At 70.6% G+C, this 13,883-nt stretch carries 14 protein-coding genes; 7 read left to right on the forward strand and 7 right to left on the reverse strand.

Going from position 1 to position 13,883, the window contains the following annotated elements:
• Positions 1-3: 3 nt before the first annotated feature.
• Together nth and D466_RS0101050 are read left to right on the forward strand one after the other, a co-directional pair.
• A complete protein-coding gene (gene nth / locus D466_RS0101045; protein ID WP_018911832.1) occupies positions 4-675 on the forward strand; it encodes an endonuclease III in 672 nt (223 codons plus the stop codon).
• Positions 609-1,604, forward strand: a complete 996-nt coding sequence (locus D466_RS0101050) for a helical backbone metal receptor (RefSeq protein WP_018911833.1) — start codon at positions 609-611, stop codon at positions 1,602-1,604. Before nth ends, D466_RS0101050 begins: the two co-directional genes overlap by 67 nt.
• 29 nt (positions 1,605-1,633) lie before the next feature.
• Here the strand turns inward: D466_RS0101050 and D466_RS20120 are convergent, their stop codons facing one another.
• Positions 1,634-2,392, reverse strand: coding sequence for an ABC transporter ATP-binding protein (locus D466_RS20120; protein WP_018911834.1), 759 nt, complete (start codon positions 2,390-2,392; stop codon positions 1,634-1,636).
• Entirely contained in the window at positions 2,389-3,366 is a 978-nt protein-coding gene (locus tag D466_RS0101060; RefSeq protein WP_018911835.1) for an iron chelate uptake ABC transporter family permease subunit, read from the reverse strand. The genes D466_RS20120 and D466_RS0101060 overlap by 4 nt, the downstream gene beginning before the upstream one ends.
• A gap of 107 nt (positions 3,367-3,473) precedes the next feature.
• On the opposite strand from D466_RS0101060, the gene D466_RS0101065 reads away from it, so the two are divergent.
• From D466_RS0101065 to D466_RS0101080, 4 genes are all read left to right on the forward strand, one after another.
• Positions 3,474-3,713, forward strand: a complete 240-nt coding sequence (locus D466_RS0101065; RefSeq protein WP_018911836.1) for a hypothetical protein — start codon at positions 3,474-3,476, stop codon at positions 3,711-3,713.
• On the forward strand, positions 3,713-4,036 hold the full coding sequence (locus D466_RS0101070; RefSeq protein ID WP_018911837.1) for a cell division protein ZapA: 324 nt from the start codon (positions 3,713-3,715) through the stop codon (positions 4,034-4,036). The genes D466_RS0101065 and D466_RS0101070 overlap by 1 nt, the downstream gene beginning before the upstream one ends.
• A gap of 346 nt (positions 4,037-4,382) precedes the next feature.
• Positions 4,383-5,225, forward strand: coding sequence for a sulfite exporter TauE/SafE family protein (locus D466_RS0101075; RefSeq protein ID WP_018911838.1), 843 nt, complete (start codon positions 4,383-4,385; stop codon positions 5,223-5,225).
• 5 nt (positions 5,226-5,230) lie between these two features.
• Complete coding sequence (locus D466_RS0101080; protein ID WP_018911839.1) at positions 5,231-5,695, forward strand: putative toxin-antitoxin system toxin component, PIN family; 465 nt, start codon at positions 5,231-5,233, stop codon at positions 5,693-5,695.
• 43 nt (positions 5,696-5,738) lie between these two features.
• Here D466_RS0101080 and lgt read toward each other — a convergent pair whose 3' ends face one another.
• Both lgt and D466_RS0101090 read right to left on the reverse strand, forming a co-directional pair.
• Positions 5,739-6,548 carry a prolipoprotein diacylglyceryl transferase gene (lgt, locus tag D466_RS0101085; protein ID WP_018911840.1) on the reverse strand — a complete coding sequence of 270 codons (810 nt, stop codon included), beginning with the start codon at positions 6,546-6,548 and terminating at the stop codon, positions 5,739-5,741.
• A gap of 59 nt (positions 6,549-6,607) precedes the next feature.
• Complete coding sequence (locus D466_RS0101090) at positions 6,608-7,726, reverse strand: beta-propeller fold lactonase family protein (RefSeq protein ID WP_018911841.1); 1,119 nt, start codon at positions 7,724-7,726, stop codon at positions 6,608-6,610.
• Between the two features lie 334 nt (positions 7,727-8,060).
• Here D466_RS0101090 and D466_RS0101095 point away from each other — a divergent pair, with 334 nt between their 5' ends.
• Positions 8,061-9,701, forward strand: a complete 1,641-nt coding sequence (locus D466_RS0101095) for an ETX/MTX2 family pore-forming toxin (protein WP_196803394.1) — start codon at positions 8,061-8,063, stop codon at positions 9,699-9,701.
• Here D466_RS0101095 and clpA read toward each other — a convergent pair.
• The 3 genes from clpA to icd all read right to left on the reverse strand — a co-directional run bounded on the left by clpA (position 9,634) and on the right by icd (position 13,796).
• Entirely contained in the window at positions 9,634-11,934 is a 2,301-nt protein-coding gene (clpA, locus tag D466_RS0101100) for an ATP-dependent Clp protease ATP-binding subunit ClpA (RefSeq protein ID WP_018911843.1), read from the reverse strand. The genes D466_RS0101095 and clpA overlap by 68 nt on opposite strands.
• Positions 11,935-11,943: 9 nt before the next feature.
• The gene (clpS, locus tag D466_RS0101105; RefSeq protein WP_018911844.1) at positions 11,944-12,273 is read right to left on the reverse strand and encodes an ATP-dependent Clp protease adapter ClpS; all 330 of its coding nucleotides are present in this window, start codon (positions 12,271-12,273) and stop codon (positions 11,944-11,946) included.
• Positions 12,274-12,542: 269 nt separating this feature from the next.
• A complete protein-coding gene (gene icd / locus D466_RS0101110; protein WP_018911845.1) occupies positions 12,543-13,796 on the reverse strand; it encodes an NADP-dependent isocitrate dehydrogenase in 1,254 nt (417 codons plus the stop codon).
• Positions 13,797-13,883: the final 87 nt, after the last annotated feature.

A 13,883-nucleotide genomic window follows, 5' to 3' on the forward strand; every position in this document is an offset into this window, starting at 1 on the left:
GCGATGAAAGCCGCCCACGTCGAAACCCTGTTCGCGCGCCTGCAGGCCGCCAATCCGCAGCCGGTCAGCGAACTGCATTACCGCAACTCCTTTGAACTGCTGGTGGCCGTGGTGCTGTCGGCGCAGGCCACCGACGCCGGCGTGAACAAGGCCACGCCGGCGCTGTTCGCCGCCGCGCCCACGCCGCAGGCCATGGCGCGGCTCGACGAGGACGCGGTGGCCGGCTACATCCGCACCATCGGGCTGTACCGCACCAAGGCACGCAACGTGCTGGCGCTGAGCCGCGCGCTGGTGGAATCGCACGCAGGGCAGGTGCCGTCGACCCGCGAGGCGCTGGAGGCCCTGCCCGGGGTGGGACGCAAGACCGCCAACGTGGTGCTCAACGTCGCCTTCGGGGAACCCACGCTGGCCGTCGACACCCACGTGCTGCGCGTGGCCAACCGGCTGGGCCTGGCCAGGTCGAGCAAGCCCCTGGAAGTGGAACAGGCCCTGCTCAAGCTGGTGCCCGCGGCCTACGCCCACGATGCCCACCACTGGCTGATCCTGCATGGGCGCTACGTGTGCAAGGCCCGGCAGCCCGAATGCTGGCGCTGCGCGCTGGCCGACCTGTGCCCCTACAAGCCCAAGACCGCGCTGCCGGCGCGCAAGACCGCGGAGCGCGGGAGGCCGTCCTGAACTCCGCCGGGCGGCCGGCGCGACCAGGCGCGGGCGCGGCCAGCCCGGCGCGCCGGCGCCTGCTGCTGCTCGGCGGCGCCCTGCTCGCCAGCCCCGCCGCGCGGGCCGCGCTCGGCGTGCGCGACGACACCGGGCAGGATCTGCGCCTGGCCCATCCCGCGCGGCGCATCGTCGCGCTGTCGCCGCAACTGGTGGAGCTATGCCTGGCGGCGGGAGCGGGTTCGCGCCTGGTCGGCACCATCGGCGGGGCCCGGCTGCCCGCGGCGGTGGCCTCGCTGCCGCGCGTGGGTGACGCCTTCGGGCTGAACCTGGAAGCCCTGGCCATGCTGCGCCCCGATCTCGTGCTGGCCTGGCGTTCGGGCACGCCCCCGCGCCAGGCCGCGGCGCTGCGCCGCCTCGGGTTTCCCGTGTACTGGAGCGAAATCCGCGACCTGCGCGACGTCGGCGAGACGGTGCTGCGCATCGGCGAACTGGCCGGCACGGCCGCCCAGGCCCGCGCCTGGGCCGAGGACTACGCGCGCCGGCTGCGCGCGCTGCGCGAACGCGCCCACGCGGGCGGCGCGGCCCCGGTCCGCGTGTTCTTCCAGGCCTGGCCCGCCCCGCTGATGACCATCGGCGGCGGACAGGCGATCGACCGCGCGATCCGGCTGTGCGGCGGCATCAACGTGTTCGGGGATCTGCGCGCGCCGGCCGCCCAGGTCAGCCGCGAGGCGGTGCTGGCGCGCGACCCGCAACTCATCGTGGCGGCCAGCCCCGACCCGCGCGCGCTGCAGGCCTGGCAGGCCTTCGCGCAACTGTCCGCGGTGCGCCACCGGCGCCTGGTGCTGCTGGACCCGGACGGACTGCCCCGCATGGGCACCGGCACCATCGCCGCCGTGGAGCAGCTGTGCCGGGTGATCGACGCGAGCCGCGGAGCCGCGGCGCGCTGAAGCCGCGCGAAGTTTCCCGATTCGCCGCTTCAGTCCCCCGCGATCCACAGGTCGGCGCGGCCGGGCCTGGCGATGCGTTGCCAGGCGCAGCCGTAGGCCCGGCCCAGCGTGTCCTCGCACAGCACCCGCGAGGCCTCGCCGGCCGTCCACGCGCCGTCGGGCAGCAGCGCCAGCACATGCGTGGCCAGCGCCGCCACCCAGTTCAGGTCGTGGGCGCTGAACACCAGCGCGCGCGGGCCGTCCGGCGCCAGGTGCAGGCCCAGCAGCTTCGCCAGGCTCGCCTGGTGGCGAGGGTCCTGGAAACTGACGGGTTCGTCGAGCAGCAGCAGCGCGGTGTCCTGCGCCAGCACCTGCGCCAGCGCCACCCGCTGGCGTTCGCCGGAGGACAGGCGCAGCAACGAGCGGCGTGCCAGCGCCAGCGCGTCCACGGCCTGCAGCCAGTGCAGCGCGCGCTGCTCGTCGGGCTCGCGCTGCCCCAGCATCAGCGCGTCCAGCACCGAGATGCCGAAACGGTCGTGGGGCTGCGCCGGCATGTACGCGCGCAGCCGGGCCAGGCGCGCCGGGGAGACGCGCGCCAAGGCCTCGCCCGCCAGCTCCACCGTCGCGCCATGCGGCTCGAGCAGCCCGGCCAGCAGGCGCAGCAGCGTGGACTTGCCGGCGCCGTTGCGCCCGATGAGGGCCCAGCGCTGCCCGGGCTGCACGTCCAGGCGCGGTTCGCGCACCAGGCATTGCGAACCTGCGCGCAACTCCGCGGCGCGCAGGCGCAGCAGCGCGGCGCCGTCCCTCACGCCTGCCCCCGCAGCAACAGGGCCACGAACACCGGCGCGCCGACCAGCGCCGTGATCGCGCCCACCGGCAGTTCATAGGGCATGGCCACGCCCCGCGCAAGAGCATCCGCGCCCAGCAGCAAGGCGGCGCCCAGCATCGGCGCCGCCCAGGCCTGCTGGTGCATGCGCTGCACGCCGCGCAGGCGCAGTGCCTGCGGAACCACCAGCCCGACGAAACCGATGGCCCCGGCCTGCGAGACGGCCGCCGCCGTGGCCAGCGCCGCCGCCAGCACCAGGCCCAGGCGCAGGCGCTGCAGCGGCTCGCCCAGCAGCCAGGCCTGCTCGCCGCCCAGCGCCACGCGGTCCAGGCGCCGCGCGCCCGCGCGCAGCAGTAGCGCCAGCAGGGCGGCCAGCATGCACAGGTAAGCTCCACGCGTGGCCCCCGACAGGTCGCCCACCAGCCAGAACACGGCGCCGCGCAGACTGTGCTCGGGCACCAGCGCGAGGGTCAGCGTCGAGCAGGCGCCGAACACCGCCGACAGCATGGCACCGATCAGGATCAGTTGCGCCGGCGCCTGCTCGTCGGTGGCGGCCAGCGCGCGCCGGCCGAGCAGCAGCAACAGCCCCAGCGCGGCCAGCGCGCCGAGCAGGCTGCCCAGGCCCAGCAGGCCGCCAAAGCTCACCAGCATGAGCAGCGCGCCCAGTCCGGCGCCGCCGGAGGCGCCCAGCACGTAGGGGTCGGCCAGCGGATTGCGCAGCAGCAGTTGCATCACCAGGCCGGCCTGCGCCAGCAGCGCGCCCACCCCCGCCGCGGCCAGGGCGCGCGGCAGGCGCAGCTCGCGCACCAGCGGCCACGACCAGCCGGCAGCCCCCACCCCGAGCTCCAGCGCCAGCATGGCCAGCAGCAGCAGGCCCAGCAGCAGCGCCAGCGCCGCGCTGCGCGCGGGGCGCGGTGCGACCTCGTGCGGACCGGGAAAGGCGGCGGGCAGCTTCATGGGGTGGTGGCGCAGGGTTCGGCGGGGAGTTCAACGGAATCGGGCAGGCGGCGGACCCGCATCCGGGGAACGCTTTGCGCCGCGCCCCACACTATAGAATCGGCGCCATGAACCCTGCCGCCGATTGGAGCGCACAGCTCGACGACATCCAGGCCAAGGTCGAACGCCTGGCGCTGCGCCATGCCGAAGCCGGGCGCACGCACGCGCTGCTGCAGCAGCGCGTGCAGCAACTGGAGACCGAGCGCGACAGCCTGCGCCAGCGCCTGAGCGAGGCCCGCGTGCGGGTGGACCAGTTGCTGGCGCGCCTGCAGGGCCCGCAGGACGGCCAGGCCGCGGAGGGCCGCTGATGGGCGCGCCGACCACCACCACGCTGGAAGTCAGCATCATGGGCCAGAGCTACGTGCTGGCCTGCCACGACGGCGAGCAGGAGGCCTTGCGCCAGGCCGTGGCCGAGGTGGACCGCGAGATGTGCAGCATCCGCGACCTCGGGCGCATCCGCGCGCGCGAACGCATCGCCGTGCTGGCGGCGCTGAACCTCGCGCACGCCAAGCTCACGGGGGGCACGGCGCAGCCGGGTGCCGCGCCCGCGCCGGCCGAGCTCGGCGCCCGCCTGCAGCGCCTGCAGCAGCGCCTGGACGCCGCGCTGGACGAGGACGGCCAGCTGTTGTGAGCGAAGCACGGGGGCCGCACCCGCGAAGCCCCGGGCCGCTACAATAGCCACTGTCTGCCTGGCTGCGCCGATCAGGCATTTCTTGAACCGATGCGCTGTGCCTCGGGCCTGGAAGATTCCACGTGGGCGCGAAGTGTCTCGCGCAGACGCTCCCGAAGCGTGGTGACCTAGCCCACCTGTCCCGGAAGGGTTCAGGGATCCACGGTCGGCGCGGTTCGGGCAGACGCCCCCTTCCCGCGAGCGCCCTTGCGGCGGCGCCGCCTCACCGCGGCGTCATCGCCGTTTGTCCGCACCTGGTCCGCCGGTTCGCAGCACGGACCGGCACCGCCCTGCCCCACCCTACGCCATGCCCGTCGCCTTCCTGCTCGAACTCATGCTGCTGGGTTCCTTCACCGGTTGTTTCGCGGGCATGCTCGGGCTGGGCGGCGGCATGCTGCTGGTGCCGTTCCTCACCTTCATGTTCACCTACCAGCGCTTCCCGCCCGAGCTGGTCGTGCACATGGCCATCGCGACCTCGCTGACCACCATCGTGTTCACCGCCTCGTCCAGCGTGCGCATGCACCACAAGCGCGGCGCGGTGCAATGGCGCACCGTGCGCTGGCTGGGCCTGGGCGCGCTGCTGGGCACCTTCATTGGCGCGCATGTGGCCAGCCGGCTGCACGCCAGCTGGCTGGCGCTGTTCTTCGGCGGCTTCGTCGGGCTGTCGGCTGTGCGCATGTTCCGCGGCGCCAGGCCGGACGCCGCGCAGGCGCCCGAACAGCGCCTGCCCTCGGCCTCGCTGGTGCTGGCGGCCGGCGGCGGCATCGGTGCCATCTCCTCGGTGCTGGGCGCCGGCGGCGGCTTCCTGACCGTGCCCTTCCTGCGCTGGAGGGGCGTGCCCATGCGCACCGCCGTGGGCACCAGCGCCGCCACCGGGCTGCTGATCGCCATCGGCGGGCTTCTGGGCTACGTTTCGGCCGGACTGGGCGCGCAGGGCCTGCCGCCCTACTCCATGGGCTACGTGTACGTGCCGGCGCTGCTGGCCTGTTCGGCCACCAGCGTGATCTCGGCCCCGCTGGGGGCCAGCCTCACCCACCGCCTGCCGGTGCACGTGCTGCAACGCGTGTTCTCGCTGCTGCTGCTGGGCCTGGCCAGCTACATGTTCTACAAGGGACTGCAGCAGATGGGCTGGGTGCCGGTGCGGGCCTGAGCGCCATGACCCCGGCCTGCACGCAGGCGCCGGGCGGCACCCTGCACTGGGTGCTGGACACCAACGTGGTGCTCGACTGGCTGGTGTTCGCCGACGCCCACATGGAGGCGGCCGCCGCCTGGCTGCACGAGGGGCGCGCGCGCTGGCTGCACACCCCGGCCATGCTCGAGGAACTGTTCGACGTGGTGTCGCGCGAGCAGGTGCTGCGCCGCGCCGGCGCCGATGCCGCCGCGCTGGGCCGCCGCGTGCGCCAGGCCGCGCAGGACCACGGCCTGCTGCTGCCCGAGGCGCCGGCCTGCGCGTGGCGCTGCGCCGACCCCGACGACCAGATGTTCATCGACCTCGCCGCGCATGCGCGGGCGCAATGCCTGCTCACGCGCGACAAGGCCCTGCTGGCGCTGGCCCCGCGCTGCTCGGCGCCGGGCCTGCGCATCCTGCGCCCGGCCGAGCTCGGCCCGTTGCAGGCATGACGGGCCGCGCGCTCGCTGCGCGCGTCCTCGCCCGCCGCAAGCCTCAGGCGCCGGCCGGCATGGGCTGGCGCAGAGACCACACGATCAGCCCGATGCCGAGCAGGATCAGCGGAATCGACAACAACTGGCCCATGGTGGCGCCGAACCACAGGTAGCCGAGAAAGGCGTCGGGCTGGCGGAAGAATTCGGCGGTGAACCGCGCCAGGCCGTAGCCCAGCGCGAACCAGCCGGCGATGAAACCGCGCGGACGCGGCCTGGAACGCAGCCACCACAGCAGCGCGAACAGCACCACGCCTTCCAGGGCCAGCTCGTAGAGCTCGGAGGGGTAGCGCGGCACCAGCGAGCCCGACTCCGGATAGATCATCGCACCGGGCCACCAGGCAGGCGCCGCGCGCCCCCACAGCTCGCCGTTGATGAAATTGCCCATGCGCCCGAAGGCGATGCCGGGCGGGATCATCGGCGCGATGAAATCCACCAGTTCCAGCCAGCCCACGCGGCGCTTGCGCGCGAACCACCAGGCGGCCACCAGCACGCCCAGCAAGCCGCCGTGGAAGGACATGCCGCCGTCCCAGACCGCGGCGATCTGCGAGGGATGGGAAAAATAGTAGGCGGGCTGGTAGAACAGCACGTAGCCCAGGCGTCCGCCGAGGATCACCCCCAGCACGCCGGCGAACAGCATGTCCTCGATGTCGCGGGTGGTCCAGCCGTAGGCGGCGTAGGGCGGGTCCTTCAGGCGCAGCCGGGCCAGCAGCCAGAAGCTGATGAAGCCCAGCAGGTACATGATGCCGTACCAGTGCACCTGCAGGGGACCGACACGAAAGGCGATGGGATTGAAATCGGGATGGACGAGCATGGCAGGGAGTGTACGGCCGAGCCGCCGCCGCCCCCCGCGCCTGACGGCGTGAAGCCAGGCTATTCGAATCGCTCGGGCAGCAACTGCCCGTCGCGGCCGAGCCGGTAGGCCCGGATGGTGTTCGAAAGGTAGTCCAGGCTGTAGAACAGGTCGGTGCCGGGCATCGCCTTGATCTGGATGGGCCCGGGCCCGGTGGCCACGCTCGGCGGCGACAGCGGGCTGAGCACCCCGCAGGCATCGACGCGGTACATCGAGACGTCGTTGCTCTGGTAGTTCGCCTCGAAGGCGTGGGCCTTGTCCTCGCTCAGCGCCAGGAAGGTGTTGGGCATCACGCCGGTGGGCACCGGCGCGGCGCACTGCTCGAGCCGGGCATGGCCGGCGTCGACCCGCAGCCTGAGCTGAAAAATGGCGTTCACGCCCCCGGCAAGGGCGTAGAAAAGCTCCCTGCCGGGAAAGGGCTGCGCGAAGAAGGGCTCGATCAGCCCGGGGGCCTCGAAATTCTGCACCAGGCTCAGTTCGCCGCTGCCCTGCTGCGCCTCGAACAGTTGCAGGCGATTCGCGGCCTGGTTGTTGACCACCGCGTAGTGCCCCTCGGAGTCGAAAAACAGACCCACCGGCATCGGCCCGGTCTCGACCATGGAGCGAAAATCCAGCCGGCCGGTTTCGGCCTCGATCTCGAACACCAGGACCCGGCTCGAACGGTACATCGTGACATAGGCGCGGATATTCTCCGGGCCGAGGGTAATGACATAGGGATACAGACCGGCGCCGGGAATGCCGGACAAATCGACGGTATCCACCCAGCGCAACCCGCCGGTGGCGGGCTCGAAGGCGAATTGCGCGATGGAGTTGCTCGCGGCATTCGGCAGGTACAGCATGCGTCCGGACGCGTCGAAGGACGCTCCGAAGGTCGGCTGCCTGCCCTCGCTGGACACGGAGCCGAAGCTGAGCATGCGGCCGTCGCGGGGATCGGTACGGTACAGGATGATGTCGTTGGCATGCCGCGCCGGCACGTAGGCGTAGGGGGCCTGGGGGTGGAACACCAGGGCCGCCGGGGCTGCCGGGGTGGTGATCACGTTGGTGCCGGGGATCGGGCCGTACTGCGGTGCATGGGCCGGGCCCGCCGGCGTCTGCGCGGCCGACCCCGCCGCGCCCGGCCAGGCGGCCATGCCGAGCATGCCGCAGGCCCCTCGAAGCCAGGCACGGCGCCGCGCATCGGGGCGATTCGGATCGGAGCGGACAGAAAATGCTCCACGGGCTGATGTTCGAGGGTCCGGAAACATGGCGGATTCTCGGTCTTGAAAGCCGCCAATATAAGCATTCGTCTGGACCATGAACCCGTCATGGTCGGCACATGGATTCACCGAAACGAAGCCGCACGAAAAATCCGAGAAAAATCACAGTCGAGGCGGTTTTCAGCTTGTTCCGATAATGCTTGCCCGGACCGACGGCCGACCCACGAGCTTCGAGCGTGCGCTCCGGGCCCCTTCCTGCACTCCGAGACCCATCCCCATGCGCCGCCCATCCGACTCCCCATCCGTCATCACCACGAAGCCTGCCCGATGCTCCGCGTCAGCGCCGCCGCATCGGCGCCGCGCGCCCCGGCTGCCGCGGCTGCTGGGCACCGGGTTGCTGCTGGGCTGCATCGCGGCCCCCGCCGAGGCCACGGTACGCGACAACGACCTGTACTTCGGCGACACGGACGGAAGCAGCGACATCCAGCGCTCCGGCGACACGCTGTTCACCGTGGGCTCCCACCGGGTGAGCCGCGACGACGTCTACGAGGGCACCAGCAACCAGGGAGACCACGGCATCCGCGTGCGGGCCGGACGCACCTCCTCGCCGGAATCGGCGACCTGGCTGGTCCAGCAGGGACGAGCGCCCTACCACGACACCGGGGGCGTGGTGCCGGAGCCCTTCGACGGCAGCTTCTTCGCCCTGATCGGCGACCTGCGGTTCAGCTACAAGCCCAACGCCCGCAGCTACCTGTGCTCCGGGGTGGGCCTGATCCAGGCCGGAGGCACCGGCGCCCACCGCTGGGCCGTGGTGTCGAACATCGAGCCCGGCCTCGCGGTCATGGACCGTTACGCGCAGGACCCGGTGCGCCTGTCCTGCGTCGACCAGGCGAGCCGGCGCAAGCAGAAATTCAAGGTCTCGGCGCTGGGCCACTCCAACTTCCGCATCGACATCGAGCCGAGTTCCAAGGACCCGACGGCCGGCATGAGCCTGGAGGATCTCGGCGATGCGCTGAGCGAGTCCTTCAACGCCATCGAGGGCACCCCGGTGCGCGACCAGCTGTTTTCCTGGGGCATCTACCAGGTCGGGGGCGCCTGGAAATTCGTCCTCGACAACCCGCGGGACTTCCAGTTCGACCGCGTCGAGTCCAGCGCACGCCAGAACCGGCTGCGCCCGACCTCGGAAAAGCTGCTGTGGAACGACACCAGCGAACTGCCCAACTGGACCCCGCTGAACCAGACCATCTCGTCGACCACCCACTCGCTGACCGTGACGGATTCGGTCACGACCAGCACCAATGTGACCTTGAGCGGAGGCTTGGGCGGGAGCGGCTCGTTCAAGATCAAGGCCGTCCAGATCAGCGTGGACCTCGAGGCGAAATATTCCCACGACTCCGGCGAGGCCTGCACCACCCAGCGCTCGGAACAGTACACCACGCCGCAGGAGAACATCCTGGTGCCGCCCTGGTGCTCGGCCATCGTCGAGCAGGAGCTCTCGCAGGCCAGCTTCGAGGGCAGCTACGAGTTCGACATGGTGCTGCGCGGCCAGGCCGGCGCCGACGGCACGGCCTTCCTGTACCAGACCGAGCACCCGGTCTGGGCCCCCATGCGCTATACCGAGGGCACCCACCGACCCGGCCGGGTCGAACTCTACGAGGTGTTCAGCCGCGGCCCCGACCCGTCGACCCTCGACCCCCGGCTGCGCCTGGACCCGGAGCGCAGGGCCGTGATCTTCACCGGCTCCGGCGTGTTCAGCGGCTCCGCCGGAGCGCACTACCGCATGAGCGTGCGCTTCGAGCCGCTAATGCCGAATGTGCAATGCGGCGGCCCGCGCAGCGTCGAGCGCGCCCTCAGGGCGCCACTTCCGCCTCGCGCCGGCGCGGCGGCTTGGACTCCGGCTCCGAGATCTCCAGGCTGATCTCGCCAGCGTCGTCCACGTCCACGGTCACCCGTCCGCCATCGACCAGGCGGCCGAACAGCAGTTCGTCGGCCAGGGCGCGGCGGATGGTGTCCTGGATCAGGCGCTGCATCGGACGCGCGCCCATCAGGGGATCGAAGCCCCTGGAGGCCAGGTACTTGCGCAAGGCGTCGGTGAAGGCCGCCTCGACGCGCTTCTCGGCCAGCTGGGACTCGAGCTGCAGCAGGAACTTGTCGACCACGCGCAGGATGATGGTCTCGTCCAGCGCGCGGAAGTTGATGATCGCGTCCAGGCGGTTGCGGAACTCGGGCGAGAACATGCGCTTGATGTCGACCATCTCGTCGCCACGCTCGCGCCTCGAGGTGAAGCCGATCGCCCCCTTCTGCATGGCTTCCGCGCCGGCGTTGGTGGTCATGATCAGGATCACGTTGCGGAAATCCGCCTTGCGCCCGTTGTTGTCGGTCAGCGTGCCGTTGTCCATCACCTGCAGCAGCACGTTGAACACGTCCGGGTGGGCCTTCTCGATTTCGTCGAGCAGCAGCACCGCGTGGGGCTTCTTGGCGATGGCCTCGGTCAGCAGGCCGCCCTGGTCGAAACCCACGTAGCCCGGAGGCGCGCCGATCAGCCGCGAGACGGTGTGGCGCTCCATGTACTCCGACATGTCGAAGCGCACCAGCTCGATGCCCAGCACGTAGGCCAGCTGGCGGGCCACTTCGGTCTTGCCCACGCCGGTGGGGCCGCTGAACAGGAAGGAGCCGATGGGCTTGTCGGGCTTGCCCAGGCCCGAGCGGGTCATCTTGATGGCGGCCGCGAGCGCGCCGATCGCCTCCTCCTGGCCGAACACCACGTTCTTCAGGTCGCGTTCCAGGTTGCGCAGCTTGGAGCGGTCGTCGGTGGTCACGCTGTGCACCGGCACGCGCGCGATCTTGGACACGATGTCCTCGATCTCGGTCTTGCCGATGGTCTTCTTCTGCTTGCTCTTGGGAAGCACGCGCTGCGCGGCCCCGGCCTCGTCGATCACGTCGATGGCCTTGTCCGGCAGGTGACGGTCGTTGATGTACTTGGCCGAAAGCTCGGCCGCCGCGGTCAGCGCCCCGGCACCGTACTTGACGCCGTGGTGCTCCTCGAAGCGCGACTTCAGGCCCTTGAGGATCTCCACCGTCTGCTCGACGCTGGGCTCGACCACGTCGATCTTCTGGAAGCGGCGCGACAGCGCCGCGTCCTTCTCGAAAATGCCCCGGTATTCGGTGAAGGTCGTGGCGCCGATGCAGCGCAGCTGGCCCGAGGTGAGCGCGGGCTTGAGCAGGTTGGACGCGTCCAGCGTGCCGCCCGACGCGGCGCCGGCGCCGATCAGGGTGTGGATCTCGTCGATGAACAGGATGGCGTGCGGCATCTCGCGGATCTGCTTGATCACCGCCTTGATGCGCTGCTCGAAGTCGCCGCGGTACTTGGTGCCCGCCAGCAGCGCGCCCATGTCCAGCGAATAGACCACGCCGCCGTCCAGCACCGCCGGCACCTGGCCCTGCACGATGCGCCAGGCCAGGCCCTCGGCGATCGCCGTCTTGCCCACGCCGGCCTCGCCGACCAGCAGCGGGTTGTTCTTGCGCCGCCGGCACAGCACCTGGATCACGCGCTCCACCTCGGACTCGCGCCCGATCAGCGGGTCGATGCGGCCTTCGCGCGCCAGCTGGTTCAGGTTCTGCGTGAACTGGTCCAGCGGGGTTTCCTTGCCCTCGCGCTCCTCCTCGTCGCCGCCGGCGCCCGAGGCGGCCGGCTTGGCCGGCTCCAGCGGATCGGTCTTGCGGATGCCGTGCGACAGGTAGTTCACCACGTCCAGGCGCGTCACCCCCTGCTGGTGCAGGTAGTACACGGCGTGCGAATCCTTCTCGCTGAAGATCGCCACCAGCACGTTGGCTCCGGTGACTTCCTTCTTGCCGTTGCTGGACGACTGCACGTGCATGATCGCGCGCTGGATCACGCGCTGGAAACCCAGCGTGGGCTGGGTGTCCACCTCGTCGGTGCCGGGCACCACGGGGGTGTTGTCCTTGACGAAGGTGCTCAGGCTCTTGCGCAGGTCGTCCAGGTTGGCCGAACAGGCGCGCAGTACCTCCGCGGCGGAGGGATTGTCCAGCAGCGCCAGCAGCAGGTGCTCGACGGTGATGAACTCGTGCCGCTGCTGCCGGGCCTCGACGAAGGCCATGTGCAGGCTGACTTCCAGTTCCTGGGCGATCATGATGCTCTCCTAGACGGCCTCCATCACGCATTGCAGCGGATGGCCGGCCTGACGGGCCGCCGCCATGACCTGTTCCACCTTGGTCGCCGCGACGTCCTTCGCATACACCCCGCAGACTCCCCTGCCGTGCTGATGCACCTTGAGCATGATCTGAGTCGCGGTTTCGAAATCTTTCGAGAAATACTGCTGGATCACGAGCACGACGAATTCCATCGGGGTGAAATCGTCGTTCAACATCACCACCTGGTAGAGCGGCGGAGGCTTGAGCCTTTGTTCCTGGCGCTCCACCACCGCCGCCGAGCCGGGGCTCGCGCCGGGGACCTTGCGGGGCTTCGACATGGGTTGATTCTAGGGTCGCCTTGGAAGCGGCGCCGAGGTGGCGCCTTCGGGACCATTGTCGGACAAAGTGCGCGATCCGTGTGGAGCGTGCATGCGCGCCCGACGCATTGTTGCCCCTGCGCAAACACCGGGCGCACGCCGCCCGGCCGGGGCCGAGGGCCCGCCGGGCGGCGGGCCCGCCGCGCGCGCCCGCTCGGGCGCCGCGCGGCCGCGCAGTCCCGGCGCCGCGGGACCGGTTCCGGTCCGCGGCGCCAGGGCTGCGCAAGGGCTTACATATGCTCGATCATGACCTGGCCGAAGCCCGAGCAGGACACCTGGGTGGCGCCGCTCATCAGGCGGGCGAAGTCGTAGGTCACGCGCTTGGAATCGATCGCCCGCTCCATCGAGCGGATCACGCAGTCGGCCGCCTCGACCCAGCCCATGTGGCGCAGCATCATCTCGGCCGACAGGATTTCCGAGCCGGGGTTGACGTAGTCCTTGCCGGCGTACTTCGGAGCGGTGCCGTGCGTGGCCTCGAACATGGCCACGTCGTCCGACAGGTTGGCGCCGGGGGCGATGCCGATGCCGCCCACCTGCGCGGCCAGCGCGTCCGAAATGTAGTCGCCGTTCAGGTTGAGGGTGGCGATGACGTCGTATTCAGCCGGGCGCAGGATGATCTGCTGCAGGAAGGCGTCCGCGATCACGTCCTTGACCACGATGTCCTGGCCGGTCCTGGGATTGCGGAAACTGCACCACGGGCCGCCGTCCACCGGCTGGGCGCCGAACTCGCGCTGCGCCAGCGCGTAGCCCCAGTCGCGGAAGCCACCTTCGGTGAACTTCATGATGTTGCCCTTGTGCACCAGGGTCACCGACTTGCGGTCGTTGTCGATCGCGTACTGGATGGCCTTGCGCACCAGGCGCTCGGTGCCCTCGCGCGACACCGGCTTGATGCCGATGGCCGAGGTCTCGGGGAAGCGGATCTTGGTCACGCCCATGTCGCGGATCAGGTAGTCGATGACCTTCTTCGCCCCGGCGCTCTCGGCCGCCCACTCGATGCCGGCGTAGATGTCCTCCGAGTTCTCGCGGAAGATCACCATGTCCACCTTCTCGGGCGCCTTCACCGGGGAGGGCACGCCGGTGAAGTAGCGCACCGGGCGCAGGCACACGTAGAGGTCGAGTTCCTGGCGCAGCGCGACGTTCAGCGAGCGGATGCCCCCGCCCACCGGGGTGGTCAGCGGCCCCTTGATCGACACCACGAATTCCTTCACCACCTGGAGGGTTTCCTCGGGCAGCCAGACGTCCGGCCCGTAGATGCGGGTGGCCTTCTCGCCGGCGTAGACCTCCATCCAGGAGATCTTGCGCTTGGAACCGTAGGCCTTGGCAACGGCCGCGTCGACCACCTTGATCATCACCGGCGTGATGTCGGCACCGGTGCCGTCGCCTTCGATGTAGGGAATGATGGGCTGGTCGGGCACGCTCAGGGCATGGTCGGCGCCCACGGTGATGCGTTGGCCCTCGGCGGGTACGCGGATGTGCTGGTACATGGAGTCCTCCGGTGCAAGAAGTCGTCCATTCTAGCCCTGCGCGCGCGCCAAACGCGAAGTCTTTTATAAGACACAAGACCCCCCGGA

This window comes from Thiomonas sp. FB-6, assembly GCF_000377645.1.
Classification (GTDB): domain Bacteria; phylum Pseudomonadota; class Gammaproteobacteria; order Burkholderiales; family Burkholderiaceae_C; genus Thiomonas_A.